The organism is Streptomyces vietnamensis (assembly GCF_000830005.1).
In the GTDB taxonomy this organism is placed as follows: Bacteria; Actinomycetota; Actinomycetes; order Streptomycetales; family Streptomycetaceae; genus Streptomyces; species Streptomyces vietnamensis.
Genome location: NZ_CP010407.1, coordinates 4,264,746 through 4,291,332 on the forward strand (window position 1 = coordinate 4,264,746; position 26,587 = coordinate 4,291,332).

Sequence of the window (26,587 nt, forward strand, 5' to 3'; positions counted from 1 at the left end):
TGCTCTGGCTTGGAAAACCAATCTTCCTAGGGGGAAAAGATTGACATCCTAGTCGATTTCTCCTCATTTTGACAGTTTTTGATCTTGACGATCGAACAAGCGTATGGAAACGTTCGTGATGTTATCTTTCGAGGAGGGGATTGTGAAGATAAGGTCCGCTTTCGCGGCCACGCTGATGATGGCGATTCCAGCCGGATTCGGTGTTGTTGCTTCTGCGTCGAATGCTGCCGCCGTTACCCCTGAGTGCGTTGTCGAAGACGCCTACGACAAGGTCTGTCTCTTTGAAGACGGGGGCCAACTTTTTGGTGGCAGGCAGCGGTTCGACTTTTACTCGCGCACTTCGTGGGCGAACATCACCTACGATGGAACTAGCCTCGCCTTGTATCGCGGCGATGGCGTGACGACCAATGTCAGTGGCGCCATCAATATGGATCCGGACAGCAGGATTGCTTTCTACTATAACTCCAACTATGCGGGCCCTTGCTTTACCCTTAGGCCCAATAAGGGGGTATTCTTCCGCGCTGTCACCTTGGCTAACGGGAAGAGTGCCAACGACAACATGAACTCGCACCAGTTCAATGCTGCGTGCGGCACCCTCTACGGCTAAGAGAGAGTAGGGTCGGCGTCCCTTGAACCGGGACGCCGACCCAATTTTTATATCATGATCAAGAGAAAATTCACTGTCGCCTTGGCCGGGTTCCTGACTCCCTTCCTGGCCGGATGCTCCAGTTCGGATGTCGATCCCGCTTCCCCCACCCCATCCGTTCAGGCTTCTGTAGCTACTCAAGGTGTGAGTGAAGTGCGAACGGGTGAAGACATTACGCTTCCTCTCGATGCTTACGTGGAGACTCCGCAGCAAGCAGATGTGAACGATCGAGCGGTGGAGTTGCTGGCATATTCCTGTATGGTGAGAAGGGGATTTGTGTGGCCGCCTCCCGAGAAGGTGGGTGCCAGAAAATTCGGCCCGATGAATGCCCGTCGTTACGGCGTCATTGACCTGGGCGTGGCAAAAGAATCAGGTTATCACGCGCCCAAGTTCGTTGATGACGTGGAGCGTGAAAGAGTCGGGCAGAAAACTGTCAAGCCGAGCATCGAAGCGATTGAGGAATACACGGGCAGGGTCTCGGGTGAAGCCCTGAAACCGGGAGAAGAGGGAGATGCGAACGCCTGTCAACCGTATGCCGAGAGGCAAGTCTACGGTGCAGCCGGGTTCAAGTCGCAGTGGACAGATTTGTTGCAGTACCACCATCGCTCGTTCGTAGACGCGAGCAAGGATTCTCGGGTCGTGCGGACTATGGCTGACTGGAGGGTATGCATGACTTCCTTCGGCTATAAGTACGAAGACGTCTGGGAAGCCAATAACGATCCGCGTTGGCAGTCTGCGGACATCAGCTCCGCTGAACGATTGACGGCTGAACGGGATGTTCGCTGCAAGAAGAAATCCCGCTTCCCGTCTGTGATGCTGTCTGTGGAATCTGAATTGCAAGAAGCGCACATCAAGCGCCACCCAAGCGAATTTGCAGAGATCGATAAATATTTCAAGCGGGCGGCGTCCAAGGCTTCCGCTGTGGTTGAGCAGAATTCCAGGCATTGAGTCGTTTTCATCTTGAATAGCTGCAGGTCAGCAGCGTGTGAACGGCCTGGATGGGGATGCCGATGCGGCGGGCGGAGCATCTGGCTCGCCGGAGCAGACGCCAGGACTTCAACTGCGCGAAGGCCCGTTCGCCCGGGGCCCTCAGCCTGGCGTGGTCGCGGTTGAACTGCTGGTAGTGGGGGAGCTGTTCACAGTGGCGGTAGTACGGGGTGCGGACGGTGGCGCCGACGCCCTGGTAAGCGCGGTCCGCGAGGACGAGGATCTGCCGGGTGAGGCAGGCCTGGACGATGCCGTGGGCGCGGGCCGCGGTCAGGTCGTGAGTGCGGCCCGGTGTCGCGCGGGAGAACCAGAGCGGTGTGCCGTCGGGCCGGGAGACGACCTGCACGTTCATGCCATGCTGGCGGTGCTTCCGCGAGTAGTACGGTTCGTCGGCGGCGATGTGGTCGGTGGGGATCAGGGGGCCGTCGACGATGACTAAGTCGCCACCGCCCACAGCCGGTCGCGGTGGCGCCGCACGAGCTCACCGAAGGCGTCGGGGTCCCCGGAGACATGGCGGGCGAGGAGCTCCTCGTCCGCCACCGTCCGGAGGTCGTCAGCCGGAGGCGCCACGGTTCCCCTCCTCGCTCGGCAGCCGTGCAGGCATTCAATCCGGTCCGTGCCCGGAAGTAAATGAGCGCCGAGCTGGGCTCGGCGCTCATGGGTGGTGCGAGGGGGTGACTACGAGGCGGTCCCCTGGAAGGACACGTTCGTGATGGCCTGCTTGTAGCCGGCTCCGAAGTACTGGTCACCCTCGGCGTACGGCGCGGCCGTCAGCCAGAGGAGCACGTAGCGCGTCTTGACCGGCGTCTTGGTCTCCGGCTTCGCCGTCGTGCCCGAGGTCTCGACCGTGGCGATCCGCTTCATCGACTCCACGGAACCCGAGGGCGTCAGCGAGTCCGCCGCGTACAGGGTGATCGCCGTCTTCGGACCGCCGTAGCGGAGCGCTATGGACGCCGACGTCACGTTCTGCTCGCTGCCCAGGTCGTAGACGATGCCGACGCCCTGCTTGTAGGGAGCGAGGACAGGGCCGTCCTGGAAGGTCCTGGTGCGCCAGTACGTGGAGCTGTCGCTGTCGTACGTGCTGGCGACCTCGCTCGCGTCCTGCGCCCTGCCGTCGGGGGCGTACTCCTCGGCACCTTCGACGGCGAGCGGCTTCGGCGGCTTGGGCTTCTCGTCGTCGAGCGTCGGTTGGACGTTCTTCGGCTCGTCCTTGCCCTCCGGGGCGAGGAGGCGGTCCGCGATCTGCCAGCTGCCGAGGCCGAGGGCGGCGATGAGGAGGGCCGAGACGGCCCACTTCAGGGCCTTGCCCGTGCGGCTCTGCAGCGGGGGCGGCGGGACGACGACCGGCTGGGTGACCACGGGGCGCGGCTGGGGGCGGCCGTAGGTGCCCTGCTGGTACGTCGTGTGCTGGTACTCGGGCGGGGCGGTGAACTCCGGCTCCGGCGGCCGGACGCGGGGCATCGCCGCCACGGCCTTGGCCAGTTCGTCCGGAGTGGTGCAGGGCGGCTCCTGCCGCGAGGCGGTGGCCCCGTCGTTGGCGAGGGCGCGCATGGCGATCTCGGAGAGGCCGCGGTGGACGCCCGCGCGGACCTGGTCCGGCGGGAGCAGCCCGACGCCCTTGGGGAGGCCGGAGAGGCCGTGGGCGTCGTTCTCGTACGGCCAGCGCTGGGTGAGCGCGGCGTACAGCAGGGCGCCGATGGCCTCGGTGTCGGTGCGCTGCGGACGCTCGGCGGTGATGCCGCGCAGGGCGGCGTTCACGGCCAGGCCGCGGATCCGGTACTGGCCGGTGGAGCTGCGCAGGACGGCGCTCGGGGTCAGCCGGAGGTGCGCGAGGCCCTCGCGGTGGGCGGCGGCCATGGCCTGGGAGACCTGGCTGACGAGCTGGTACGCGTCGTGGGGTTGCAGGGGGCCGTCCGCGAGCAGCGCGGTCAGCTCGGTGGAGTCGGGAAGCCACTCGTGCACGACGTACACGAGGTCGTTCTCCTCGACGGCGTCGAGGACCTGGACGAACCGGGGGTCGCCGAGGAGGGCCGAGGAGCGGGCCGCGGCCAGGACCGACCGGGCTCTGGGGTGGTCGGCCGGCAGCAGGTGGACCCCGACGGCACGACGCAGTTTCTCGTCGACGGCACGCCAGCTGCTGAACCCGTCCAGACGGGTGACGCACTCCTCCAGGCGGTAGCGTCTGGCCAGTTTGTGGCCGCTGTGCAGTTCGGGTGCCGTGATGGAGGGCTGTTCGCCGCTCTGTCGTTCGACCGCCTTGTTCTCCGTGGCCTCGGCGGTCTTCTCCGCCGTCTTCTGCTCTTCCGCCACCCCGTCGGTCGCGGCCGTGTCCGCCTTGGCGGTCAGCGGGTCGTCACCGCTGTTGTCGGCCACGTCGACGGCAGCCGTGCTACGTTCCGCCACCGTCGTTCCTGCCTCCCCATCCGTTGCGCCACATCCAACAGCCAAGCCAATTGTGCCCACAGTCGGACGCTATGCACGACACGCGGTTCCCGCCGATGGTTGTGCGGAACCGACGGTTCAGCGTCCCAGACGTCCCCGGACCATACCGACCAGGGTGTTCAGTTCCGCGATCCGCATGCGCTTCGCCGCGACGAAGAAGACGCCGAGGAGCACCACCCCGCCGACCAGCAGGGCGACGAGCGAGCCGAGCGCGCCCTCGCCGAGGAGCTTCAGCAGGCCGAAACCGACGGCACCGGCCACGATCGCGGCGGGCACGGAGGCCATGCAGAGGCGCGCGTAGGTGCGCATCACATGGGTGCCGTCCAGGTCGCCGCCCAGGCGCTTGCGGAGCCGGCGCCACGCGATGCCGACGCCGACGGCGTAGGCGAGTCCGTACGAGGCGGCCATGCCGACGACGGCCCACTGGGCGGGCAGCACGACGTAGCAGACCGCCGAGGCGGCCGCGTTGACGGCGGCGACGATCACCGTGTTGTAGAAGGGCGTCCGGGTGTCCTCGTAGGCGTAGAAGCCGCGGAGCACGACGTACTGGACGGAGTAGGGGATCAGGCCGAGGCCGAAGGCCATCAGGATGAAGCCCATGCCCTGGGCGGCCTCGACGCCGCTGGAGGCGTAGAGCAGGGTGCACATCGGGACGCCGAGCGCCAGGAAGGCGAAGGAGACCGGGACGATCGCGACGGCCGAGTTCCGCAGGCCCTGCGAGATGTCGTCCCGGACGGCGCCGGGGTCGTCGTCGTGGGCGGCGCGGGAGATCCGCGGCAGCAGCGCGGCCATCACGGAGACCGTGATGATGGCCTGCGGCATGCCCCAGATCAGCTGGGCGTTCGAGTAGGCGAGGAAGCCGGCACCGTTCTTCCCGGACTCCTCACCGGCGGCGGTGGCGAGCTGGGTGACGACCAGGACGCCCGCCTGGTTGGCGAGGACGAAGAGGACGGTCCACTTGGCCAGCTTGACCGTCTTGCCGAGCCCGTGGCCCTTCCAGTCGAAGCGGGGCCGGAAGCGGAAGCCCGTCTCGCGCAGGTACGGGATCATCGCCAGGGCCTGGACGACGAGGCCGAGCAGGGTGCCGATGCCGAGCAGTCGGACGCCCTCGTCAGGAATGGTCTCCACGCCCATGTGGGACTCGGCGGAGGTGCCGTAGACCCAGATGAACAGGCCGAAGGTGACGATCATGACGATGTTGTTGAGGACCGGGGTCCACATCATCGCGCCGAACTTGCCGCGGGCGTTGAGGATCTGCCCCATCACCACGTGCACGCCCATGAAGAAGATCGTGGGCAGGCAGTAGCGGGCGAAGGTCACGGCCACGCTGTTCGCCGCGGCGTCGTCGGCGATCGTGTTCGACATCAGCCGGATCAGCAGCGGCGCCGCGAAGACGGCCAGGGCCACGATGAGGCCGAGCGCCACCATGACCAGGGTCAGCAGGCGGTTGGCATAGGCCTCGCCGCCGTCCTCGTCGTTCTTCATCGAGCGGACGAGCTGGGGGACGAAGACCGAGTTGAGGCCGCCGCCGACGGTGAGGATGTAGATCATCGTCGGCAGGGTGTAGGCGATGGTGAAGGTGTCACCGAGCAGGGCGGCGCCGAGCGCACCGGTGATCACCAGGCTGCGGACGAAGCCGGTCAGCCGGGAGACCAGGGTGCCGGCCGCCATCACCGCGCTCGACTTCAGCAGCCCGGAGGCACGGCCCGCCTTCTTGGGGGCGGGCGCGGGCAGCGGGTCCGGCTCCGGGGCGGGCGGGGGCACCTGGCCGGGCGCCTGCTGGTCCCGGTAGAGGTGCGCGAACGCGTCCGGCTCGGGCGTCTCCTCGCCGGCGTGGGTCACCAGGTCGTCGACCCCGGTGAACTGGACCGTGCGGGCGTCGTCGCCGTACGGCAGGTGGCGCGAGGGGCCGTCCGGCTCGGGCGCCGGGGTCTGCGCCCACACCCGGGGGTCGGGGGCGTGCTGCGGCGTGGCCGGCTGCTGGTAGAGCGCGTGGGGGTCCTGGTAGGTGCCGGGCGGGGGCGGCGGGTGCGCGGCGCGGTCGTAGAGCGCCTCGGTCACCGGGTCCTGCGCGGACATGTCCTGGGCCAGGTACGGGTCGTGGGCGTAGGCGTCCTGGACGTAGGGGTCCTGGGCGTACGGGCTCTGCGCGTAGGGGTCCTGTCCCTGCGGGCCAGGGGCGCCCTGCTGCGGGGGCTGCACCGGCGGGTGGCCGGCACCGGGAGGCACCGCGGGCGTCCCACCGGACGGCGCCGGGCCGCCCGCGCCCTGGCCGCGGTCACCGTCGTACGGCGCGTTCATGGTTACCCCACCTCATCGTCCCCGGCCGACCGGCCACGACATCGCTCAACGGTCCACTTTCTCACCCGGGCCCGACGGGCCGCCGCTTTCGGACCCGGTGTCCGGTGTGTCCGGTGTCGGGTCACTCGGCTGCACGGGTTCGTTCCCGCCGGGTTCCTCCTCGCCCGGAGCGTCCTGGCCGGGCTCGTCCTGGCCGGGCTCCGAAGCGGGGTCTTCCTCGACCGTGCCGTCCTCGGCCGCCTCGGCCTCGGCGTTCCGTGCCGCCACCCGCTTGCGCTGGCTGTACATGCGGATGCCGGCGAGGACGAGGAGGAGGACACCGCCCGCGATCACGAGCATCACCGTGGGAGTGATCTCGGAGACCCGCACGGTGAAGTTCATCGGCTGCCCGTACGGGGTGCCGTCCTGGGTGTAGAGCTGGGCCGTCATCGGCACCTGGCCGTTGACGTTGGCCGAGGCGGTGAACTTCACCGACTGGCTGTGTCCGCCGCCGACCTTCACCGGGAGCTCGGCCGAACCCTCGCCGTTCAGCTCCAGCCGGTTCTTGTTGGCGGAGGTGAGGCGCAGCACCAGGTCGTCCACGTCCTGGAGCAGCTTGTTCTGGACGGTCACGGGGATCGTCGCGCTGCGGCCGGAGAGCGTGAGGTCCGACTTGTCGACCAGCTGGACGCCCTTGGTGAGGGTCTGCAGATAGTCCAGGACGTTGTTCCGGTAGATCGCGGCCGCTCGGGCCTCGCCACGCCAGGAGGTCGACATCTCGCGGTCGATCGCGTTGCCGAACGGCGTCACGACGCGTTCCGGCTGGGTCAGGACGACCTTGAAGTCGTCCAGCTCGTCCCGCGTGGTCTTCATGTCACGGAAGGCCTGGACCGGGAGCTCCCGGTCGCGGAGCTTCTTCGGGTAGCGGGAGCTGCTCGGCACCGCGGTGGAGGCGTCCGGGTCGGGCTTGGCCGCGGCGGCCGCGAGGAGGTCGGTCGGCTGCGTCCAGCGCTTGCCGGAGAGGCCCTCCAGGGCGGTCGCCATGGACTGGGCCTGGGCGACGCTCGGCATCCGCTGCGGGGCGACCACGATGCTGCGCTGGTCCTCCGGCTGCTCCAGGGTGATCGCGAGGGACTGGGCGAGGAACCCCTGGACCGCGAGCGTGGAGTTCTCCGCGCGGACCATGTCCCCTTCGAAGGCGGTGGACAGGAGCGCGTCGCTCACCACGGCCGTGGTGCTGCCGTTGCCGAGCGGGCGGGCGGCCGTGGGCGTGTAGGGGAGGTCGTCGCGGACGCTGTCGCTGCGGGCGATCACCTTGTCGGCGCCGGCCGAGGTCGCGACCGCCACGATGGAGGGGTCGACGGCTCCGTCGGCGGGCCAGGCGAAGTCGGTGGACGCCGGCACGTGGAGGACGGTCTCGACCGTCATGCCCGCCAGGGCGGTCGCCGACTGGAGGTGTCCGAGGGAGCCGGGCACGTCCTTGCCCCGATGGGCCAGGGAGGCCAGGTCGGGGTCGGCGAAGGGAAGGGCGACGACCTTGTGTCCCTGGACCGCCTTCTCCAGCGCGTCCAGCCACCGCTCGGCGACGGCCTGGTTCCTGCCGGGGACGTCCCGGTCGCCGTCCTTGACGCGGTAGCCGTTCGCCATCGCGTCGACGGAGGCCAGCAGGTCCGGGTCGACCACCCAGGTGACCGGAAGGTCCTTGCCCAGTGCGACCAGCTGGTCCAGGCGCCCGCCCGGACGCAGCTCGGCCGCCAGGTCGTCGTTCTCGAAGACCGGGGTCTGCTGGTCGTCCGTGGCCGTCTCCGCCGAGACGTGCGCCGAGGCGATCAGCGGCCAGAGGTAGGTGAGCTGGGTCTTCTTCTCGGCGGCCTCGGGCTCGTACGGCAGGAAGGTCCGCTCGATGCCGAGCACCCGGTCGTACTGCCGGTCCGAGGTCTGCCCGGTGAGGGAGACGCCCAGCTGGTAGACGCCCTCCTCGTCGAGCCCGAGCTCGGAGACGGGCACGGACAGGGAGAAGTCCGCGCTGAGACCGGCGCCGAGCCGGGGGATCTTGACGGTGGGGGCGTCTTCGAGGGGTGCGGGGTCGCTGTCGTTCCGGAAACCGGTGCGCCCCGTGACCTGCTCGATCTCGCTGCGGCTCGTCATCCTCGGTCCGACGCGCAGGTTCACGGTCGCGTCGGTGACGGTCTTCTTGCCCCGGTTGGTCACCGTGCCGGTGACGGTGACGGTGTCCCCCTCGACCGGCGCGCTCGGGGTCAGCGTGTCGAGCGACACATCGACGGTCCTGGAGCCGGTGGCGTCCTCGGCGACCGCCGGGGAGGCGACGACCGGGGCCTGGAGCAGGCCGGCGAGGAGCGGCGCCCCGAAGGCGACGGTGATCGTGCGCCGCAGCCATCGGCGGGCAGGTGAGGGACCGGTTCCCTGGATGTCTGCCGCCTCGGCCACGCGTTCGCCCGTCCTCGTCGTTGTCTCTGGTACCAGTGGTGTCGGTGGTTCCCGGTTGCTGTGTCCAGGCATGGTAACGATGCACGCTGGGGGCAAGTGCCGGGGAGTGCTCCAGCCGATCTTCGACCGGGCCGCCGGGCGCCTCGCCCCCGGGAAAACGAGGACGTCGCGGTGAGCCGGGGCACGTACCCTTTTCTGTTGTGCCGAACGCCAACGAAGACACCCCGACTGCACTGAGCCAGGTGCAACGCCGCGCGGTCAGTGAACTGCTGCGTGTGTCCCCTGTCGCCGACGACCTCGCCCGCCGTTTCCAGGAGGCCGGGTTCAGCCTCGCGCTGGTCGGCGGCTCGGTGCGGGACGCCTTGCTCGGCCGGCTCGGCAACGACCTGGACTTCACCACCGACGCCCGCCCCGAGGACGTACTGAAGATCGTCCGTCCGTGGGCCGACGCGGTGTGGGAGGTCGGCATCGCCTTCGGGACCGTCGGCTCCCAGAAGGAGGGCTACCAGATCGAGGTGACCACGTACCGCTCGGAGGCGTACGACCGGACCTCCCGGAAGCCCGAGGTCTCCTACGGCGACTCCATCGACGAGGACCTCGTCCGGCGTGACTTCACCGTCAACGCGATGGCCGTGGCCCTCCCCGAGAAGGAGTTCATCGACCCGTACGGCGGTCTCGAGGACCTCGCCGCCCGGGTTCTGCGCACGCCGGGCACGCCGGAGGAGTCCTTCTCCGACGACCCCCTGCGGATGATGCGGGCCGCGCGGTTCGCCGCCCAGCTGGACTTCGAGGTCGCCCCCGAGGTCGTGGCGGCGATGAAGGAGATGGCGGGCCGGATCGAGATCGTCTCCGCCGAGCGCGTCCGTGAGGAACTCAACAAGCTGCTGCTCTCGGCGCACCCCCGGAAGGGCCTCGGGCTCCTCGTGGACACGGGCCTCGCCGAGCACGTGCTCCCCGAGCTGCCGGCGCTGCGCCTGGAGAGCGATGAGCACCACCGGCACAAGGACGTCTACGAGCACTCGCTGACCGTGCTCGACCAGGCGATCGACCTGGAGGAGGACGGCCCCGACCTGGTGCTGCGTCTCGCTGCCCTGCTCCATGACATCGGCAAGCCGCGCACCCGTCGCTTCGAGAAGGACGGGCGGGTCTCGTTCCACCACCACGAGGTGGTCGGCGCGAAGATGACCAAGAAGCGCATGACCGCGCTCAAGTACTCCAACGAGATGATCAAGGACGTCTCGCGCCTCGTGGAGCTGCACCTCCGCTTCCACGGCTACGGAGACGGCGAGTGGACCGACTCGGCCGTGCGGCGCTACGTCCGTGACGCCGGGCCGCTGCTCTCGCGGCTGCACAAGCTGACCCGCTCGGACTGCACCACGCGGAACAAGCGCAAGGCGGCAGCGCTCTCCCGGACCTATGACGGCCTGGAGGACCGCATCGCCCAGCTCCAGGAGCAGGAGGAGCTGGACGCGATCCGCCCCGACCTCGACGGCAACCAGATCCAGGAGATCCTGGGCATCGGGCCGGGGCCGGCCATCGGCCAGGCATACAAGTTCCTGCTCGAGCTCCGGCTGGAGAACGGGCCGATGGAGCACGACCAGGCCGTCGCCGCGCTCAAGGAGTGGTGGGCCGCGCGCGACTGAGCCGGGCCGATGCCAGGGCGGGCCGATGTTTCACGTGAAACGTGGAACGCGACCCGATCGACGCTCCGGAGGGGTGGTGTTTCACGTGAAACATCACCCCTCCCGTCGTTCCCGGCGCAGGACCAGGGCGAGCGCCCCGTAGATCGCGGCCACCAGCACGACGAGTAGGGGCGACCGGCCGTCGGGCGGCAGCATCAGCGCCGCGACGCCCGCCGCGCCCACGAAGGCGACGTTGAACAGGACGTCGTAGAGCGAGAAGACCCGGCCCCGGTAGGAGTCGTCCACGGCCGTCTGGACCACCGTGTCCGTCGCGATCTTGGCCCCCTGGGTGATGAGCCCGAGGACGAAGGCGGCGACGAGGAAGGGGGTCGGGGTGAAGGGCAGGCCGAGCGCCGGTACGAGGACGGCGGCCGCAGCCGTGCACACGGTCATCCAGCCGAAAGGGCCGAAGCGTCCGACCGCCCAGGGGGAGAGGACGGCGGCAGCGAAGAAACCCGCGCCCGACGCGGCGACGGCGAGTCCGAGGAGGCCGATCCCCTCGGCATCCGTGGAGCTCCAGGCGTAGCGGCTGAGCATGAGCACGGTGACGAGCAGGGCGCCGTAGCAGAAGCGCATGACGGCCACCGTGGCGAGCGCGCGGGCGGCGGGCCGGCGCTCGGCGAGGTGGCGCAGCCCCGCGGCCAGACCCTGGGCCGTCGACTTCAGCGCCGAGACGAGGCGTTGCGGCACGAGGTCGGGGTCGGGGCCGAGGAGCTCCCGGGACATCCGCAGGGAGGCGAGGGCGGCGCAGAGATAGAGGACGGCGCCGAAGGCCACGACGACCGCGTCGGAGTTGTCGGCGAGGAGCCGGACCCCGAAGGCGAGCCCGCCGCCGAGGGTCGCGGCGAGGGTGCCGGCGGTGGGCGAGACCGAGTTCGCCATGACGAGCCGCTCCTCGTCGACGACACGCGGCAGGCAGGCCGAGAGCCCCGCGAGGACGAAGCGGTTGACGGCGGTGACGGAGAGGGCGGAGGCGTAGAAGAGCCAGTCCGGTACGGAGGCGAGGACGAGGACGGTGGTCCCGCAGGCGAGCAGGGCGCGCAGGAGGTTCCCGTACAGGAAGACCTGGCGGCGCTGCCAGCGGTCGAGGAGCACTCCGGCGAAGGGTCCGACGAGCGAGTACGGGAGCAGGAGCACCGCCATGGCGGAGGCGATCGCGCCGGGGGAGGTCTGTTTCTCGGGGGAGAAGACGACGTACGTGGCCAGGGCCACCTGATAGACGCCGTCGGCGCACTGCGAGAGCAGCCGGACGGCGAGCAGGCGGCGGAAGTTCGCCAGGCGCAGGAGTACGCGCAGATCACGTACGACGGACATGGCGCAAGACTCACATACGAAGAGGGCCCCCGGGCAGTGCCTCGGGGACCCTCGATCGACAAGCGTGGTGCGGCGCTCTAGCGCTCGACCTCACCCTTGATGAACTTCTCGACGTTGGCCAGGGCCTCGTCGTCGAAGTACTGGACCGGCGGGGACTTCATGAAGTACGAGGACGCGGAGAGGATCGGGCCGCCGATGCCGCGGTCCTTGGCGATCTTCGCGGCGCGCAGGGCGTCGATGATGACACCCGCGGAGTTCGGGGAGTCCCACACCTCGAGCTTGTACTCCAGGTTCAGCGGGACGTCGCCGAAGGCGCGACCCTCCAGGCGCACGTACGCCCACTTGCGGTCGTCCAGCCAGGCCACGTAGTCCGACGGGCCGATGTGGACGTTCTTGTCGCCCAGCTCGCGGTCCGGGATCTGCGAGGTGACGGCCTGCGTCTTGGAGATCTTCTTGGACTCCAGACGCTCGCGCTCCAGCATGTTCTTGAAGTCCATGTTGCCGCCGACGTTGAGCTGCATCGTGCGCTCAAGACGGACACCGCGGTCCTCGAACAGCTTCGCCATCACACGGTGCGTGATGGTCGCGCCGACCTGCGACTTGATGTCGTCGCCGACGATCGGGACGCCCGCCTCGGTGAACTTGTCCGCCCACTCCTTGGTGCCGGCGATGAAGACCGGGAGGGCGTTGACGAAGGCGACCTTGGCGTCGATGGCGCACTGGGCGTAGAACTTCGCCGCTTCCTCGGAACCGACGGGCAGGTAGCAGACGAGGACGTCGACCTGGCGGTCCTTGAGGATCTGGACGACGTCGACGGGCTCCTCGGCGGACTCCTCGATGGTCTGGCGGTAGTACTTGCCGAGACCGTCGAGCGTGTGACCGCGCTGGACCGTGACGCCCTTGTTCGGGACGTCGCAGATCTTGATGGTGTTGTTCTCGCTGGCGCCGATGGCGTCGGAGAGGTCGAGGCCGACCTTCTTCGCGTCGACGTCGAAGGCGGCGACGAACTCGACGTCACGGACGTGGTAGTCGCCGAACTGGACGTGCATCAGGCCGGGCACCTTGGTCGCCGGGTCGGCGTCCTTGTAGTACTCGACGCCCTGCACCAGCGAGGCGGCGCAGTTGCCCACGCCGACGATGGCTACGCGAACCGAACCCATTCCGGTTGCTCCCTGTGTGATCGTGGAAGCCCTGCTGTGAGCAGGGCTTCACTTGATGGTGTCGTCGGACGGATCCGGCCGGGTACTGCCCCCGTGCCGGGGCAGGCCGCCCGTTTCTCCAGAATCGTTGTCGTGCGGAGCGGGGGCGTCGGAGCCGGATCGCTGATCCCGTCCTGCCCGCTCGCTCTCGATGAGCTCGTTCAGCCAGCGCACCTCGCGCTCCACGGACTCCATGCCGTGGCGCTGCAGCTCAAGCGTGTAGTCGTCCAGGCGCTCGCGGGTCCGGGCCAGGGAGGCGCGCATCTTCTCCAGGCGCTCCTCGAGCCGGCTGCGGCGGCCCTCGAGCACGCGCATCCGCACCTCGCGCTCGGTCTGCCCGAAGAAGGCGAAGCGCGCCGCGAAGTGCTCGTCCTCCCAGGCGTCCGGGCCGGTGTGGGAGAGGAGCTCCTCGAAGTGCTCCTTACCTGCCGGGGTCAACCGGTAGACGATCTTGGCCCGGCGTCCTGCGAGTGAAGCGGCGAGGGCCTCCTCGGGGGCGCTGCCCGGCTCCTCGATCAACCAGCCGTTGGCGACCAGCGTCTTGAGGCAGGGATACAGAGTCCCGTAGCTGAAGGCCCGGAAGACGCCCAGCGAGGTGTTGAGGCGCTTCCGCAGCTCGTACCCGTGCATGGGGGCCTCGCGCAGCAGGCCGAGGACGGCGAACTCGAGGATGCCGGAGCGTCTGCTCATCCGTCGCCTCCTCCTCCGCTTTCGGGGCCCTTATGCCGTGCTGATGTATCGACTCGATACATCAGCACGATAGAACGGCCTCCCTGTCTCGACAAGCGGGACCACCGTGACCGGCATCACATCGTCAATTCACAGCGATCGGCTTGCCCGATTTGGGGTGAAGTCCGGCTCTAGGCGGGTTTTGGCCGTGCGTAGTCTGTGCGGCATGCAGATCACCGGGAACCGAGCGATGCCCTGGGGCGTCAGTGCTGCGGGTGACCGGCTGCGGTACGGGGGGACCTCCGATGGGTTCCCGCCGTGCGCATTTCGGGGGGACCGGAACTCAACTGCCGCTTCCAGGCGTACGCGCCTGCCCGAGGAGTAGTCGTTCGATGAGCGAGCATCGTCGCAAAATGCCGCCGCAGCAGCCGCCGACGGGCGGCCGCGCGGCGGCACGGCGCGCTGCCCAGCAGCCGATGGGCCGCAGGTCGGCCCCGGCCCATGACGTCGGTACGGGGGCCCCTTCGGCCTCGTACGGACCTCCCTCCTCCTACGGAGAGGAGCAGCGTCCTTACGGCGGTCGCGCGGAGGCCCGACGGGCCGCCCAGCGCGGCAGCCGCCGGCGGGGTGCCGATTCCGGTCCAGGTGGTCCCGGCGGTCCCGGTGGGGGACGGCGCGGTGGCGGTGGCGGCGGTCGCGGCGGTGGTCCGGGGCGGGGCTCCGGCGGCGGTCGCCCGCCGGGCAAGAAGCGGATCATCGACTACCCGCGCCACAACAAGTGGGGCTGGCGCCGCTGGCTGCCGTCGTGGAAGCTCGTGACGGGCACGTTCCTGTTCTTCGTGGCGAGCCTGATGGGCGCTGCCACGATCGCGTACTCGAAGGTCGAGATCCCCGACTCGGCCAAGACGGCGACCTCGCAGAACAACATCTACTACTGGGCCAACGGGTCGCGCATGGTCGCGACGGGCAGTGGCACCAACCGCCAGATCGTCCCCATCGAGCAGATCCCGCAGTCCATGCAGGACGCGGTGGTCTCGGCGGAGAACAAGACCTTCTGGACGGACTCCGGTGTCGACCCCATGGGTATCGCCCGCGCCGTGTGGAACATGGCCAAGGGCGGCGAGACCCAGGGTGGTTCGACCATCACCCAGCAGTACGTGAAGAACAACCGCCTCGACGACCAGTCGCAGACCGTCACACGGAAGGTGAAGGAACTCTTCATCGCCATGAAGGTCGGCAACGACGTCGACAAGCACGAGGTCATGGCCGGCTACCTGAACACCTCGTACTACGGACGTGGTGCGTACGGCATTCAGGCGGCGGCCCGCGCCTACTTCAACACGGACGCCAAGAACCTCAACCCCAGCCAGTCGGCGCTGCTCGCCGCCGTGCTGAAGGGCGCGACCTACTTCGACCCCGCCGGCTACCCCGAGATCGACCCCGCGGCCACGCGCGAGGCGAACACCAAGCGGGCGACCGAGCGGTGGAAGTGGATCCTCGACGAGATGCAGAAGGACAATCATCTCTCGGCCGCGGAGCGGGCGAAGTACACGACCTTCCCCAAGACGCAGGGGCCGAAGAAGAGCGCCAACCTGGGCGGCCAGATCGGCTACCTGGTCTCCACCGCCAACGTGAACATGCAGAACCAGTTCGGCATCACCGAGCAGGATCTGGCACGCGGCGGCTACGAGATCTACACCACCTTCGAGAAGCCGAAGGTGGACAAGATGGAAGCGACGATCAAGAAGGTCATCAAGGAGAACATCGACCCGAAGAAGCGCCCGAAGACGGACACGAACGTCCAGTTCGGCGGCGCTTCCGTCGACACGGCGACCGGGAAGATCGTCGCTCTCTACGGCGGCTACGACGCCACCAAGCACTACCGGAGCAACGCCGACAGCACCGGTGCCCAGGTCGGATCGACGTTCAAGCCCTTCGTGCTCGCCGCCTCGATGAAGTACGGCGTCCGGGACCCGAAGGGCCCCTCGGACCAGGACGAGTCCGAGCGCACGATCCTGGACCCGGACAAGAGCCTCTACAACGGCAAGAACGACCTGACGATCCGCAAGTACAACGGGGACATCTGGCTCGACGACAACGGGAACGAGTGGAAGCAGAGCAACGACGAGAACGCCAGCTACGGCCCCATCTCCCTGCGCTACGCCATGATCAAGTCGGCCAACTCGCCGTATGTGCAGCTCGGCATGGACGTCGGCATCGACAAGGTGCGTGAGGCCGCCATGGCCGCCGGGCTCCGCGAGGAATCCCTGGTCAAGGCCAATGTGCCCTCCTTCTCCCTCGGTGTCTCCAGCCCGAGCGCGATCCGCATGGCCGGCGCGTACGCCACCTTCGCCAACCAGGGGGAGCAGAACGACCCCTACTCCGTCGAGAAGGTGAAGAAGGACGGCGTCGTCATCAACCAGCACAAGGCGAAGACCAACCAGGCCTTCAGCCCGGCCATCGCCAGCAACGTTACCGACGTGCTGCGGTCCGTCGTGGACGACCCCCGGGGTACCGGTACCAAGGCACGGATCCCGGGCCGGGCGGTCGCCGGCAAGACCGGTACGACCGACGACAACATGTCCGCCTGGTTCGTGGGCTACACGAAGCAGCTGGCGACCGCGATCGACATGTACCGCTTCGACGACGACGAGTCGAAGAAGGGCCGCGAGTTCCAGAAGATGTACGGCACGGGTAACCAGCCGAAGATCCACGGTTCGTCGTTCCCCTCGCGGATCTGGCAGGAGTACATGGCGGATGCCGTGAAGGACATGCCGGTCGAGGACTTCCCCGAGCCGGAGAAGCTGGAGGGCGCCAAGCCCGTCTTCGGTGGTGGCGCCGCGAGCCCCACGCCGAGCCCGACGGCCACGCCGACGCCCACCGAGTCGGCGACGCCGACGACGACTCCCCCGGCCACTCCGACGACGACGCCCCCGGCGACGCCGACCAAGTCGCCGAAGCCGGGCAAGACGACCTGTGACGTCCTGGACTGGAACTGCAACAACAACGGCAAGCCGGGCGGCAACACCGGGCAGCCCACCACCACGCCGCCCACCACCACCGAGGCACCGACGCCGACCGACTCGCCGACGGACACCAGCTCGGGAGGCGGGAACGGTAAACCCGGGGGCGGGAACTGGGTCCCCTGATCCCGCCGCCGGGCACATCGCCGGGCACGTCCTGAGGGCCGCCGCGTCCGCCCCGTACCTTCCGTACGGAGCGGCCGCGGCGGCCCTCGCCGTTTTCCCGGGGACGTACGGCAGGATGTCCCCCATGCCGAGCCTCCAGAAGTCGAGCGCACCGCAGGACCGCTCGCAGACGGTCATCCCCACCCACCGGGACAAGGTGGCGGCCGCGGGCAGCGAGCTGATCGGCGGCCCCTACGGCCGCCGGGCGGCGGCCGACACCGGGCAGCTGACGCCGGTGCGGGTGATCGCGCTCGTGGCCCTCGGCATGTACGCCCTCGGCATGGTGCAGAAACTGCCCTGCTACAACTGGGCCTGGTTCCGGGGCACGACCTCCCAGTACACCCACGCCTGCTACTCGGACATCCCGCACCTCTTCGTCGGGCGGGGCTTCGCGGACGGCCTGGTCCCGTACTTCGACCGGCTGGCCGGCGACATACCGTTCCTGGAGTACCCGGTCCTCACCGGTCTCTTCATGGAGGTCGCGGCCTGGCTGACGCCGGGCGGCGGCGACATGACGCAGCGGGAGCAGTGGTACTGGCTGGTCAACGCGGGCCTGCTGATGGTGTGCGCGGCCGTCCTCGCGGTCTGTGTGGCCCGGACGCACCGCCTGCGCCCCTGGGACGGTCTCCTGGTCGCGCTCGCGCCCTCGGTCGCGCTCACCGCCACGATCAACTGGGACATACTGGCCGTCGCGCTGACCGCCGCCGCCGTCCTGATGTGGTCGCGGAGCCGGCCGCTGGCCTTCGGGATCCTGCTCGGCCTGGCCACCGCCGCCAAGTTCTACCCGATACTGCTCCTCTGCCCGCTGCTGCTGCTCTGCTGGCGTGCCGGGAAGTGGCGGGCGTACGGGACCGCGGTGCTCGGCGCGTGCGGCGCGTGGCTGGTCGTGAACCTGCCCGTGATGCTGCTCGCGCCGGAGGGGTGGAAGCAGTTCTACCTGTTCAGCCGGGACCGGAACGTCGACTTCGGCTCGATCTGGCTGCTCGTCAGCCAGCGGACGGGTGACGTGATCACGCCGGGCCGGGCCAATCTGTACGCGCTGCTGCTGATGGCGGCGGCGGTGGCCGGTCTCGCGTTCCTGGCGTTCACGGCGCCCCGCAGGCCGCGCTTCGTCCAGCTGGCCTTCCTGGTCGTCGCCGCGTTCGTGCTGACCAACAAGGTCTACTCGCCGCAGTACGTGCTGTGGCTGGTCCCGCTGGCCGCGCTCGCCCGTCCCCGCTGGCGCGACTTCCTGGTCTGGCAGGCCTGCGAGGTCGTGTACTTCGTCGGCGTCTGGATGTACCTGGCCTTCACCACCAGCGGCAACAAGCAGGGTCTTCCGGTGGACGGCTACCAGTTCGCGATCGTCCTGCACCTGCTCGGCACGCTGTACCTGTGCGCGATGGTCGTACGGGACATCCTGACGCCCGAGAAGGACCCGGTCCGGCAGGACGGCGCGGACGACCCCTCGGGCGGCGTCCTGGACGGCGCCGAGGACGTCGTCGTGGCGGGCAGGGCGGCCCATCCGGCCCGGCACGCCGCCCCGGCCGTGACGGAGGGGCAGCGGGTGCGCTGGGGCACCACCGACGACCCCTGGAGCGCCCCCGAGTAACCGGAAAGAGCACGTGACCGAAAAGCACTCGCCCCGGGAGTCCTGCTCCCGGGGGCGAGTGCTTTTCGGCCTCGTGTCGGCTCAGCGCTCGACGAGCCGGTCGAACTGCGTCGTGGTGTGGCGCAGATGCGCCACGAGCTCGTCGCCCACCCGGGGCTCCTCGGCGTCGGCCGGCACGAACAGGATCGACACCTGCATGTGCGGCGGCTCGGCGAACCAGCGCTGCTTCCCGGCCCAGACGAAGGGCGAGAGGTTCCGGTTGACGGTGGCGAGGCCCGCCCGGGCGACGCCCTTGGCGCGCGGCATGACGCCGTGCATCGCCTTCGGGGCCTCCAGGCCCACGCCGTGGGAGGTGCCGCCGGCGACGACGACCAGCCAGCCGTCCGACGCGGCCTTCTGCTGGCGGTAGCCGAACCGGTCGCCCTTGGCGACCCGGGTCACGTCGAGGACGGCGCCCCGGTACTCCGTGGCCTCGTGGTCGCCCAGCCACAGCCGGGTGCCGATCCGGGCGCGGAAGCGGGTCTGCGGGAACTGCTGCTGGAGCCGGGCCTGCTCCTCGGCCCGCAGGTGGCTCACGAACATGGTGTGCAGCGGCAGCCGGGCGTTCCGCAGCCGGTCCATCCAGGCGATGACCTCCTCGACCGCGTCGGTGCCGTCCGGGCGGTCCAGGGGCAGGTGGAGGGCGAAGCCCTCCAGGCGGACGTCCTCGATGGCGGAGTGGAGCTGCTGGAGCTCCTCCTCGTGCACGCCGTGCCGCTTCATCGAGCTCATGCACTCGATCACGACCCGGGCGCCCACCAGGGCGCGGACGCCGTCCACGGACGAGACGGAACGGATCACCCGGTCGGGCAGCGGAACCGGTTCCTCACCCCGGCGGAAGGGGGTGAGGACCAGCAGGTCGCCACCGAACCAGTCCTTGATCTTCGCGGCTTCGTACGTGGTGCCCACGGCGAGCATGTCGGCGCCGAACCGGGCCGCCTCGTCCGCGAGGCGCTCGTGCCCGAAGCCGTAGCCGTTGCCCTTGCAGACCGGAATGAGACCGGGGAACTGGTCGATGACGGTCTTCTGGTGCGCCCGCCAGCGAGCGGTGTCGACGTAGAGGGAGAGCGCCATGGCCGGCCCGGAACCTTTCTGATGGCAGCGGTGTGTCGGAGGTGTGTACGAGACTACGAAGCCTACGGAACGGTCAGCGGCGCGACATGTAGATGTCGAGCGCCTTGTGCAGCAGCTTGTTCAGTGGGAAGTCCCACTCGCCGACGTACTCGACGGCCTCGCCGCCCGTGCCCACCTTGAACTGGATGAGCCCGAAGAGGTGGTCGGTCTCGTCGAGCGAGTCCGAGATGCCCCGGAGGTCGTAGACGGTCGCACCCATGGCGTACGCGTCGCGCAGCATCCGCCACTGCATCGCGTTCGAGGGCCGGACCTCGCGGCCGATGTTGTCGGAGGCGCCGTAGGAGTACCAGACGTGCCCGCCGACGACGAGCATGGTCGCGGCGGAGAGGTTCACCCCGTTGTGGCGCGCGAAGTAGAGCCGCATGCGGTTGGGGTCCTCGTTGTTGAGGACGGTCCACATGCGCTGGAAGTACGAGAGCGGGCGCGGCCGGAAGTGGTCGCGGACGGCCGTGATCTCGTACAGCCGCTGCCACTCGGCCAGGTCCTCGTAACCGCCCTGGACGACCTCGACACCGGCCTTCTCGGCCTTCTTGATGTTGCGGCGCCACAGCTGGTTGAAGCCCTTGAGGACGTCGTCGAGCGAGCGGTTCGCCAGCGGGACCTGGAAGACGTAGCGGGGCTGCACGTCGCCGAAGCCGGCGCCGCCGTCCTCGCCCTGCTGCCAGCCCATCTTCCGCAGCCGGTCCGCGACCTCGAAGGCGCGCGGCTCGATGTGGGTGGCCTCGACGTCCTTGAGGCGCTTGACGTCCGGGTCCTGGATGCCGGCCTTGATGGCGGCCGAGTCCCAGCGGCGGATGACGACCGGCGGGCCCATCTTCACCGAGAAGGCGCCCTGGTGCTTGAGGTGCGCCAGCATCGGCTGCAGCCAGTCGTCGAGGTTGGGCGCGTACCAGTTGATGACCGGGCCCTCGGGCAGGTAGGCGAGGTAGCGCTTGATCTTCGGGAGCTGGCGGTAGAGCACCAGGCCGGCGCCGACGAGCTCGCCGGACTTGTCGAACCAGCCGAGGTTCTCCGAGCGCCACTCGGTCTTCACGTCAGCCCACGCCGGGACCTGGCAGTGGCTCGCCGAGGGCTGGCTCTGGATGAATGCCAGATGCTGCTCACGGCTGATGGTCCTCAGGGTCAGGCTCATGCGGGGCGCTCCTCGGCAGGTGTGTCCCCATCGGTCAGGGGCTCCGGCTCTCGCGCCGAAGCCTACTGTGACCGAGGAGCGCCCCGAATGGGTGTGTGTGCCCTGACGTGCCGCCGGCCTCAGCTGATGACGCCGCCGAAGAGGCCTCCGTGCGCCATGCCGAGGTAGAAGCCGACCGCCGAGGCTCCGAGTCCGAGGATCATCAGGAAGCGCTCGCGGGTCGTCACGGAGATGAACTGGCCGTAGGCCCCCGTCAGGATGCCGATCAGGCCTGACCACGAACTCAGCAGGTGCAGGTTGTAGAACTGCGCGGTGGTGAACGAGACGATCCCCAGCACCAGTGTCACCACCATCAGGGTGTCCTGGAGCGGATGGGGTTTGCCGTCGGTCGCGAAGAGAGAGTGGCCGGGGTCGGGTCGCATTGCCTGTGCCATGGGGCACCTCCTGGCGTAGCTGCCGGAAGGCGGCGCATCGTAGCGCCGCCGACATCCGTTGTGTACAGATTGCGTCCCCTCGCCGGAGAATTTCAACCGCAAGCGGATGTGCGGGTACTCTGTACAGCTGCGCCGGTGTCTGCCCAGGTCCCTCCGGGATTCCCGACAGCGCTCCTCGCTCGCCGAGGGGGACTGTCAGTGGTGGTGGATACCGTTGCTCACGCATCACGACCCTCCTGCCACGGAACGACCGTGGCCGCTGAGTCCAAAGGAGGTGGGTTCCACATGCGTCACTACGAGGTGATGGTCATCCTCGACCCCGATCTGGAGGAGCGCGCTGTCGCCCCCCTGATCGAGAACTTCCTCTCCGTCGTCCGTGAGGGCAACGGAAAGGTCGAGAAGGTCGACACCTGGGGCCGTCGTCGTCTCTCGTACGAGATCAAGAAGAAGCCCGAGGGCATCTACTCGGTCATCGACCTGCAGGCCGAGCCTGCGGTCGTCAAGGAGCTCGACCGCCAGATGAACCTGAACGAGTCGGTCCTCCGGACCAAGGTCCTCCGCCCCGAGACCCACTGAGCTTCTAGCTCAGAGGTCATCGGGTTCGAGTAGCAGCAAAGCAGCCAGAAGCAAACCCGCCGAGAGGTTCCCCCATGGCAGGCGAGACCGTCATCACGGTCGTCGGCAATCTTGTCGACGACCCCGAGCTGCGCTTCACCCCGTCCGGTGCGGCGGTCGCGAAGTTCCGTATCGCGTCCACCCCCCGCACCTTCGACCGTCAGACCAACGAGTGGAAGGACGGCGAGAGCCTCTTCCTGACCTGCTCGGTCTGGCGTCAGGCGGCGGAGAACGTCGCGGAATCGCTCCAGCGAGGCATGCGCGTCGTCGTGCAGGGCCGGCTGAAGCAGCGGTCCTACGAGGACCGTGAGGGCGTCAAGCGCACGGTCTACGAGCTGGACGTCGAGGAAGTCGGCCCCAGCCTCAAGAACGCCACGGCCAAGGTCACCAAGACCACCGGTCGCGGCGGCCAGGGTGGATACGGCGGCGGCCAGCAGGGCGGCGGCGGTGGCGGCTGGGGTGGAAACTCCGGCGGCGGTGGCCAGCAGGGTGGTGGCGGTGCTCCCGCCGACGACCCGTGGGCGACCGGCGGCTCCTCCGGCGGCGGCCAGCAGGGCGGCGGCGGTGGCGGCTGGGGTGGAAACTCCGGCGGCGGCTACTCGGACGAGCCCCCCTTCTAGGGCACGCCCCGGAAGAAGCTCGTACTCCCACTTCTTGATCACACAGGAGAAACACCATGGCGAAGCCGCCTGTGCGCAAGCCTAAGAAGAAGGTCTGCGCGTTCTGCAAGGACAAGACCGCGTACGTGGACTACAAGGACACGAACATGCTGCGGAAGTTCATTTCCGACCGCGGCAAGATCCGTGCCCGCCGCGTTACCGGCAACTGCACGCAGCACCAGCGTGACGTCGCCACGGCCGTCAAGAACAGCCGTGAGATGGCGCTGCTGCCCTACACGTCCACCGCGCGATAAGGGAAGGGTGACCGAAAAATGAAGATCATCCTCACCCACGAGGTCTCCGGCCTCGGTGCCGCTGGCGACGTCGTCGACGTCAAGGACGGCTACGCTCGCAACTACCTGGTCCCGCGCGGTTTCGCGATCCGCTGGACCAAGGGCGGCGAGAAGGACGTGGCGCAGATCCGCCGCGCCCGCAAGATCCACGAGATCGCGACCATCGAGCAGGCCAACGAGATCAAGGCCCAGCTCGAGGGCACGAAGGTGCGCCTGGCCGTTCGCTCCGGCGACGCCGGCCGTCTCTTCGGCTCCGTGACCCCGGCCGACATCGCCTCGGCGATCAAGACCGCGGGTGGCCCCGACGTCGACAAGCGTCGCGTCGAGCTCGGTGCGCCGATCAAGACCCTGGGCTCGCACCAGGTGTCCGTGCGCCTGCACCCCGAGGTTGCCGCGAAGCTCGGCGTCGAGGTCGTCGCCGCGTAACGCTGCCCTTGGCAGTCTGCGCTCAGCAGTGAGGAAGGGCCGCACCCCTCGGGGTGCGGCCCTTCCGCTGTTTTCCTTCCGCCCGTTTCACGTGAAACAGGCACCGCTTTCACGTGAAACACGTACGGCGTCAGCGCGTGGCGCCCGTGACGATCCAGCGGCCGGAGCGCATCCGGAACCAGAGGGTTCCCATCCGTACCGTCATCATCAGGGTCATCGCCCACCAGAGCGCCGTCAGCCCGCCGCCCAGCGTCGGGACCAGGAGGGCGACCGGGGCGAAGACGGCCAGTGTGAGCAGCATCGCCCAGGCCAGATAGGGGCCGTCTCCCGCGCCCATCAGGACTCCGTCGAGGACGAAGACGACCCCGGAGATCGGCTGGGAGACCGCGACCACGAGCAGGGCCGGGAGCAGGGTGTCCTGCACGGTGGTGTCGCCGGTGAAGAGCGGGACGAACAGGGGGCGGGTGACGATGAGCAGCGCGCCGAGCACCACACCGGAGAGCGCGCCCCACTGGACCATCCGGCGGCAGACCTGCCGTGCGCCGTCGGCGTCGTCCGCGCCGAGGTAGCGGCCGATGATGGCCTGGCCCGCTATGGCGATCGCGTCGAGCGCGAAGGCCATCAGGCTCCACAGGGACAGGATGATCTGGTGGGCGGCGACCTCCGCGTCCCCGAGCCGGGCGGCGACGGCCGTGGCGATCATCAGGACCGCGCGGAGCGAGAGCGTACGGACCAGGAGCGGGACGCCGGCCTGGGCGGAGGCGCGTATGCCGGCCGGGTCGGGGCGGAGGGAGGCGCCGTGGCGCCGGGCGCCCCGTACGACCACGACCAGGTAGGCGGCGGCCATGCCGCACTGGGCGATGACCGTGCCCCAGGCGGAGCCGGCGATGCCGAGACCGGCCCCGTAGACCAGGCCGAGGTTGAGCGCGCCGTTGGCCGCGAAGCCGGCGATCGCCACGTAGAGCGGGGTACGGGTGTCCTGGAGGCCGCGCAGGACGCCGGTGGCGGCCAGGACCACCAGCATGGCGGGGATCCCCAGGCCGGAGATCCTGAGGTAGGTGACGGCGTACGGGGCGGCGGTGTCCGAGGCTCCGAAGACATCGACGAGCCACGGCGCCGTGGGCAGGGTCAGTGCGACGACGGCGGCGCCGAGGAGGAGCGCGAGCCAGATGCCGTCCATGCCCTGCCGGATGGCGGCCGGGAGGTCGCCCGCGCCCACCCGCCGGGCGACGGCGGCCGTGGTGGCGTAGGCGAGGAAGACGAAGACGCTCACGGCGGTGGAGAGCAGCGCCGCGGCGATCGCGAGGCCCGCGAGCTGGGGTGTGCCGAGGTGGCCGACGATGGCGCTGTCGACCATGAGGAACAGCGGCTCGGCGACGAGAGCACCGAAGGCCGGCAGGGCGAGGGAGAGGATCTCGCGGTCGTGCTGTCGGCGGACGGCCTTGGAGGTCACGGGGGCCTGGGTCATGGGCTCAATCTAATCTTCCACAGGTAAGAGATGCAATGGCTCTGTGATCCTTACTTTTGGATGGTGTGGGGCTTCGGGTGTGGGCCGTTTGTTCTGATCTTGGTCCCTGGGGAGAACTTTTTCTCCCCCACAGCCCGTGGATGAGAAAAGCGCAGGTCAGATGTGTGAGACCGGGTGCGCTATGAGTTTGTCCACATGGCTGTCCCCCGCTCCGTGCACAGGATCCGGGGAGTTCTCCACAGCATCTGGCCCTTCACCCACAGGGCCTGTGGATAACCAGATTGGCTGTCGCCCCGGGCGGGCCTACCGTGGACCGGCGCCCGACGCGTCAGAAGCGGTCGCAAAGCCACTCTTTGATCAAGGCCGTGGCGTAGGAAAGAGTGGCACGGCGAGGTCCGCGGAGCGGACGGGAGGAGGTGGCTTGGTGAGCGTTCCCGAGCCCATGGACGACCCTTGGGCCGACAGCGGACCGAGCGACCGACTGCCCACCCGTACCCGGGGCGAAGGGCGCGGCCGTGGCCGCGGCCGCGACGACCAGCACGAGCGGGGCGGCGAAGGTCCCTGGGACGGCGGGCTCTCCGGCTTCGAGCGCGTCCCCCCGCAGGACCTCGACGCCGAGCAGTCCGTCCTCGGCGGCATGCTCCTCTCCAAGGACGCCATCGCGGACGTCGTGGAGATCATCAAGGGCAACGACTTCTACAAGCCCGCGCACGAGACCGTCTACGCGGCGATCCTCGACCTGTACGCCAAGGGCGAGCCGGCCGACCCGATCACGGTCGGCGCCGAGCTCACCAAGCGCGGCGAGATCACCCGTGTCGGCGGCGCCTCCTACCTCCACACCCTGGTCCAGTCGGTACCGACCGCGGCCAACGCCTCGTACTACGCGGAGATCGTCCACGAGCGCGCGGTCCTGCGCCGGCTCGTGGAGGCCGGCACCAAGATCACGCAGATGGGCTACGCGGCCGACGGGGACGTCGACGAGATCGTGAACTCGGCCCAGGCCGAGATCTACGCGGTCACCGAGCAGCGCACCACCGAGGACTACCTGCCGCTCGGCGACATCATGGAGGGGGCGCTCGACGAGATCGAGGCGATCGGCTCCCGCAGCGGCGAGATGACGGGTGTGCCCACCGGCTTCACCGACCTCGACTCGCTCACCAACGGACTGCACCCCGGTCAGATGATCATCATCGCGGCCCGTCCCGCCATGGGTAAGTCGACGCTCGCCCTGGACTTCGCCCGTGCGGCCTCCATCAAGCACAACCTGCCCAGCGTCATCTTCTCCCTCGAAATGGGCCGCAACGAGATCGCGATGCGTCTGCTCTCGGCCGAGGCCCGGGTCGCGCTCCACCACATGCGCTCCGGCACGATGACCGACGAGGACTGGACGCGTCTGGCCCGCCGGATGCCGGACGTCTCCCAGGCCCCGCTGTACATCGACGACTCCCCGAACCTGTCGATGATGGAGATTCGCGCGAAGTGCCGCCGGCTCAAGCAGCGCAACGGCCTCAAGCTCGTCATCATCGACTATCTGCAGCTCATGCAGTCGGGCGGTTCCAAGCGGCAGGAGAGCCGTCAGCAAGAGGTCTCCGACATGTCGCGAAACCTGAAGCTCCTCGCCAAGGAGCTGGAACTGCCGGTGATCGCGCTCTCCCAGCTGAACCGTGGTCCCGAACAGCGCACCGACAAGAAGCCGATGGTCTCCGACCTGCGTGAGTCCGGCTCGATCGAGCAGGACGCCGACATGGTCATCCTGCTGCACCGCGAGGACGCCTACGAGAAGGAGTCCCCACGCGCGGGCGAGGCGGACATCATCGTGGGCAAGCACCGTAACGGCCCGACGGCCACGATCACCGTGGCCTTCCAGGGTCACTACTCGCGCTTCGTGGACATGGCACAGACCTGATCCGACCGGGAAGTTCCGCGGTCGGCATCGCGTTG

20 protein-coding genes and 2 pseudogenes are annotated in these 26,587 nt (G+C 68.7%); 10 read left to right on the forward strand and 12 right to left on the reverse strand.

What is annotated here, in order from left to right; genetic code table 11:
• The first annotated feature begins 103 nt into the window (after positions 1-103).
• Positions 104-607, forward strand: a complete 504-nt coding sequence (locus SVTN_RS19030) for a hypothetical protein (RefSeq protein WP_041130182.1) — start codon at positions 104-106, stop codon at positions 605-607.
• 54 nt (positions 608-661) lie between these two features.
• Complete coding sequence (locus SVTN_RS44305) at positions 662-1,594, forward strand: hypothetical protein (RefSeq protein ID WP_159026473.1); 933 nt, start codon at positions 662-664, stop codon at positions 1,592-1,594.
• 7 nt (positions 1,595-1,601) lie between these two features.
• Here SVTN_RS44305 and SVTN_RS19035 read toward each other — a convergent pair.
• From SVTN_RS19035 to SVTN_RS19050, 5 genes and pseudogenes are all read right to left on the reverse strand, one after another.
• A pseudogene (locus tag SVTN_RS19035) lies at positions 1,602-2,087 on the reverse strand (IS5/IS1182 family transposase); the annotation flags it as partial.
• Positions 2,075-2,203: pseudogene (locus SVTN_RS42160) on the reverse strand (RNA polymerase sigma factor SigM); the annotation flags it as partial. The pseudogenes SVTN_RS19035 and SVTN_RS42160, both read right to left, overlap by 13 nt.
• A gap of 108 nt (positions 2,204-2,311) precedes the next feature.
• A complete protein-coding gene (locus SVTN_RS19040) occupies positions 2,312-4,036 on the reverse strand; it encodes a protein kinase family protein (protein ID WP_041130184.1) in 1,725 nt (574 codons plus the stop codon).
• A gap of 117 nt (positions 4,037-4,153) precedes the next feature.
• Positions 4,154-6,376: a murein biosynthesis integral membrane protein MurJ gene (gene murJ, locus SVTN_RS19045; protein WP_041130185.1), complete on the reverse strand. Its 2,223-nt coding sequence runs from the start codon at positions 6,374-6,376 to the stop codon at positions 4,154-4,156.
• A gap of 45 nt (positions 6,377-6,421) precedes the next feature.
• Positions 6,422-8,803: a DUF6049 family protein gene (locus SVTN_RS19050; RefSeq protein ID WP_041130186.1), complete on the reverse strand. Its 2,382-nt coding sequence runs from the start codon at positions 8,801-8,803 to the stop codon at positions 6,422-6,424.
• A gap of 200 nt (positions 8,804-9,003) precedes the next feature.
• Here SVTN_RS19050 and SVTN_RS19055 point away from each other — a divergent pair, with 200 nt between their 5' ends.
• Positions 9,004-10,446 carry a CCA tRNA nucleotidyltransferase gene (locus SVTN_RS19055; RefSeq protein WP_041130187.1) on the forward strand — a complete coding sequence of 481 codons (1,443 nt, stop codon included), beginning with the start codon at positions 9,004-9,006 and terminating at the stop codon, positions 10,444-10,446.
• A 93-nt stretch (positions 10,447-10,539) separates the two neighbouring features.
• Here the strand turns inward: SVTN_RS19055 and SVTN_RS19060 are convergent, their stop codons facing one another.
• The 3 genes from SVTN_RS19060 to SVTN_RS19070 all read right to left on the reverse strand — a co-directional run bounded on the left by SVTN_RS19060 (position 10,540) and on the right by SVTN_RS19070 (position 13,688).
• The gene (locus SVTN_RS19060) at positions 10,540-11,799 is read right to left on the reverse strand and encodes an MFS transporter (protein WP_041130188.1); all 1,260 of its coding nucleotides are present in this window, start codon (positions 11,797-11,799) and stop codon (positions 10,540-10,542) included.
• Between the two features lie 77 nt (positions 11,800-11,876).
• The gene (locus SVTN_RS19065) at positions 11,877-12,959 is read right to left on the reverse strand and encodes an inositol-3-phosphate synthase (RefSeq protein ID WP_041130189.1); all 1,083 of its coding nucleotides are present in this window, start codon (positions 12,957-12,959) and stop codon (positions 11,877-11,879) included.
• Positions 12,960-13,007: 48 nt separating this feature from the next.
• On the reverse strand, positions 13,008-13,688 hold the full coding sequence (locus SVTN_RS19070) for a PadR family transcriptional regulator (protein WP_041130190.1): 681 nt from the start codon (positions 13,686-13,688) through the stop codon (positions 13,008-13,010).
• Between the two features lie 371 nt (positions 13,689-14,059).
• Here SVTN_RS19070 and SVTN_RS19075 point away from each other — a divergent pair, with 371 nt between their 5' ends.
• Together SVTN_RS19075 and SVTN_RS19080 are read left to right on the forward strand one after the other, a co-directional pair.
• Entirely contained in the window at positions 14,060-16,816 is a 2,757-nt protein-coding gene (locus SVTN_RS19075; RefSeq protein WP_041130191.1) for a transglycosylase domain-containing protein, read from the forward strand.
• A 124-nt stretch (positions 16,817-16,940) separates the two neighbouring features.
• Entirely contained in the window at positions 16,941-18,446 is a 1,506-nt protein-coding gene (locus SVTN_RS19080) for a glycosyltransferase family 87 protein (protein WP_041130192.1), read from the forward strand.
• An 81-nt stretch (positions 18,447-18,527) separates the two neighbouring features.
• On the opposite strand, the gene SVTN_RS19085 is transcribed toward SVTN_RS19080, so the two are convergent.
• The 3 genes from SVTN_RS19085 to SVTN_RS19095 all read right to left on the reverse strand — a co-directional run bounded on the left by SVTN_RS19085 (position 18,528) and on the right by SVTN_RS19095 (position 21,185).
• The gene (locus SVTN_RS19085; RefSeq protein ID WP_041130193.1) at positions 18,528-19,559 is read right to left on the reverse strand and encodes an alanine racemase; all 1,032 of its coding nucleotides are present in this window, start codon (positions 19,557-19,559) and stop codon (positions 18,528-18,530) included.
• A gap of 73 nt (positions 19,560-19,632) precedes the next feature.
• Positions 19,633-20,751: a lipid II:glycine glycyltransferase FemX gene (locus tag SVTN_RS19090; protein ID WP_041130194.1), complete on the reverse strand. Its 1,119-nt coding sequence runs from the start codon at positions 20,749-20,751 to the stop codon at positions 19,633-19,635.
• A gap of 119 nt (positions 20,752-20,870) precedes the next feature.
• A complete protein-coding gene (locus tag SVTN_RS19095; protein WP_041130195.1) occupies positions 20,871-21,185 on the reverse strand; it encodes a hypothetical protein in 315 nt (104 codons plus the stop codon).
• Between the two features lie 285 nt (positions 21,186-21,470).
• Here SVTN_RS19095 and rpsF point away from each other — a divergent pair, with 285 nt between their 5' ends.
• The 4 genes from rpsF (at position 21,471) to rplI (ending at position 23,178) form a co-directional block, all read left to right on the forward strand.
• Complete coding sequence (gene rpsF, locus SVTN_RS19100) at positions 21,471-21,761, forward strand: 30S ribosomal protein S6 (RefSeq protein WP_005482942.1); 291 nt, start codon at positions 21,471-21,473, stop codon at positions 21,759-21,761.
• Between the two features lie 74 nt (positions 21,762-21,835).
• Positions 21,836-22,420 (forward strand): single-stranded DNA-binding protein, encoded by a 585-nt coding sequence (locus SVTN_RS19105; protein WP_041130196.1) that lies wholly within the window; start codon positions 21,836-21,838, stop codon positions 22,418-22,420.
• A 56-nt stretch (positions 22,421-22,476) separates the two neighbouring features.
• Positions 22,477-22,713, forward strand: a complete 237-nt coding sequence (gene rpsR / locus SVTN_RS19110) for a 30S ribosomal protein S18 (RefSeq protein WP_005315025.1) — start codon at positions 22,477-22,479, stop codon at positions 22,711-22,713.
• An 18-nt stretch (positions 22,714-22,731) separates the two neighbouring features.
• Positions 22,732-23,178, forward strand: coding sequence for a 50S ribosomal protein L9 (rplI, locus tag SVTN_RS19115; RefSeq protein ID WP_041130197.1), 447 nt, complete (start codon positions 22,732-22,734; stop codon positions 23,176-23,178).
• A 130-nt stretch (positions 23,179-23,308) separates the two neighbouring features.
• Here rplI and SVTN_RS19120 read toward each other — a convergent pair whose 3' ends face one another.
• A complete protein-coding gene (locus tag SVTN_RS19120) occupies positions 23,309-24,646 on the reverse strand; it encodes an MATE family efflux transporter (protein WP_041130198.1) in 1,338 nt (445 codons plus the stop codon).
• Between the two features lie 424 nt (positions 24,647-25,070).
• Here SVTN_RS19120 and dnaB point away from each other — a divergent pair, with 424 nt between their 5' ends.
• Positions 25,071-26,552: a replicative DNA helicase gene (gene dnaB, locus SVTN_RS19125; protein WP_078908767.1), complete on the forward strand. Its 1,482-nt coding sequence runs from the start codon at positions 25,071-25,073 to the stop codon at positions 26,550-26,552.
• The last annotated feature ends 35 nt before the right edge of the window (positions 26,553-26,587 follow it).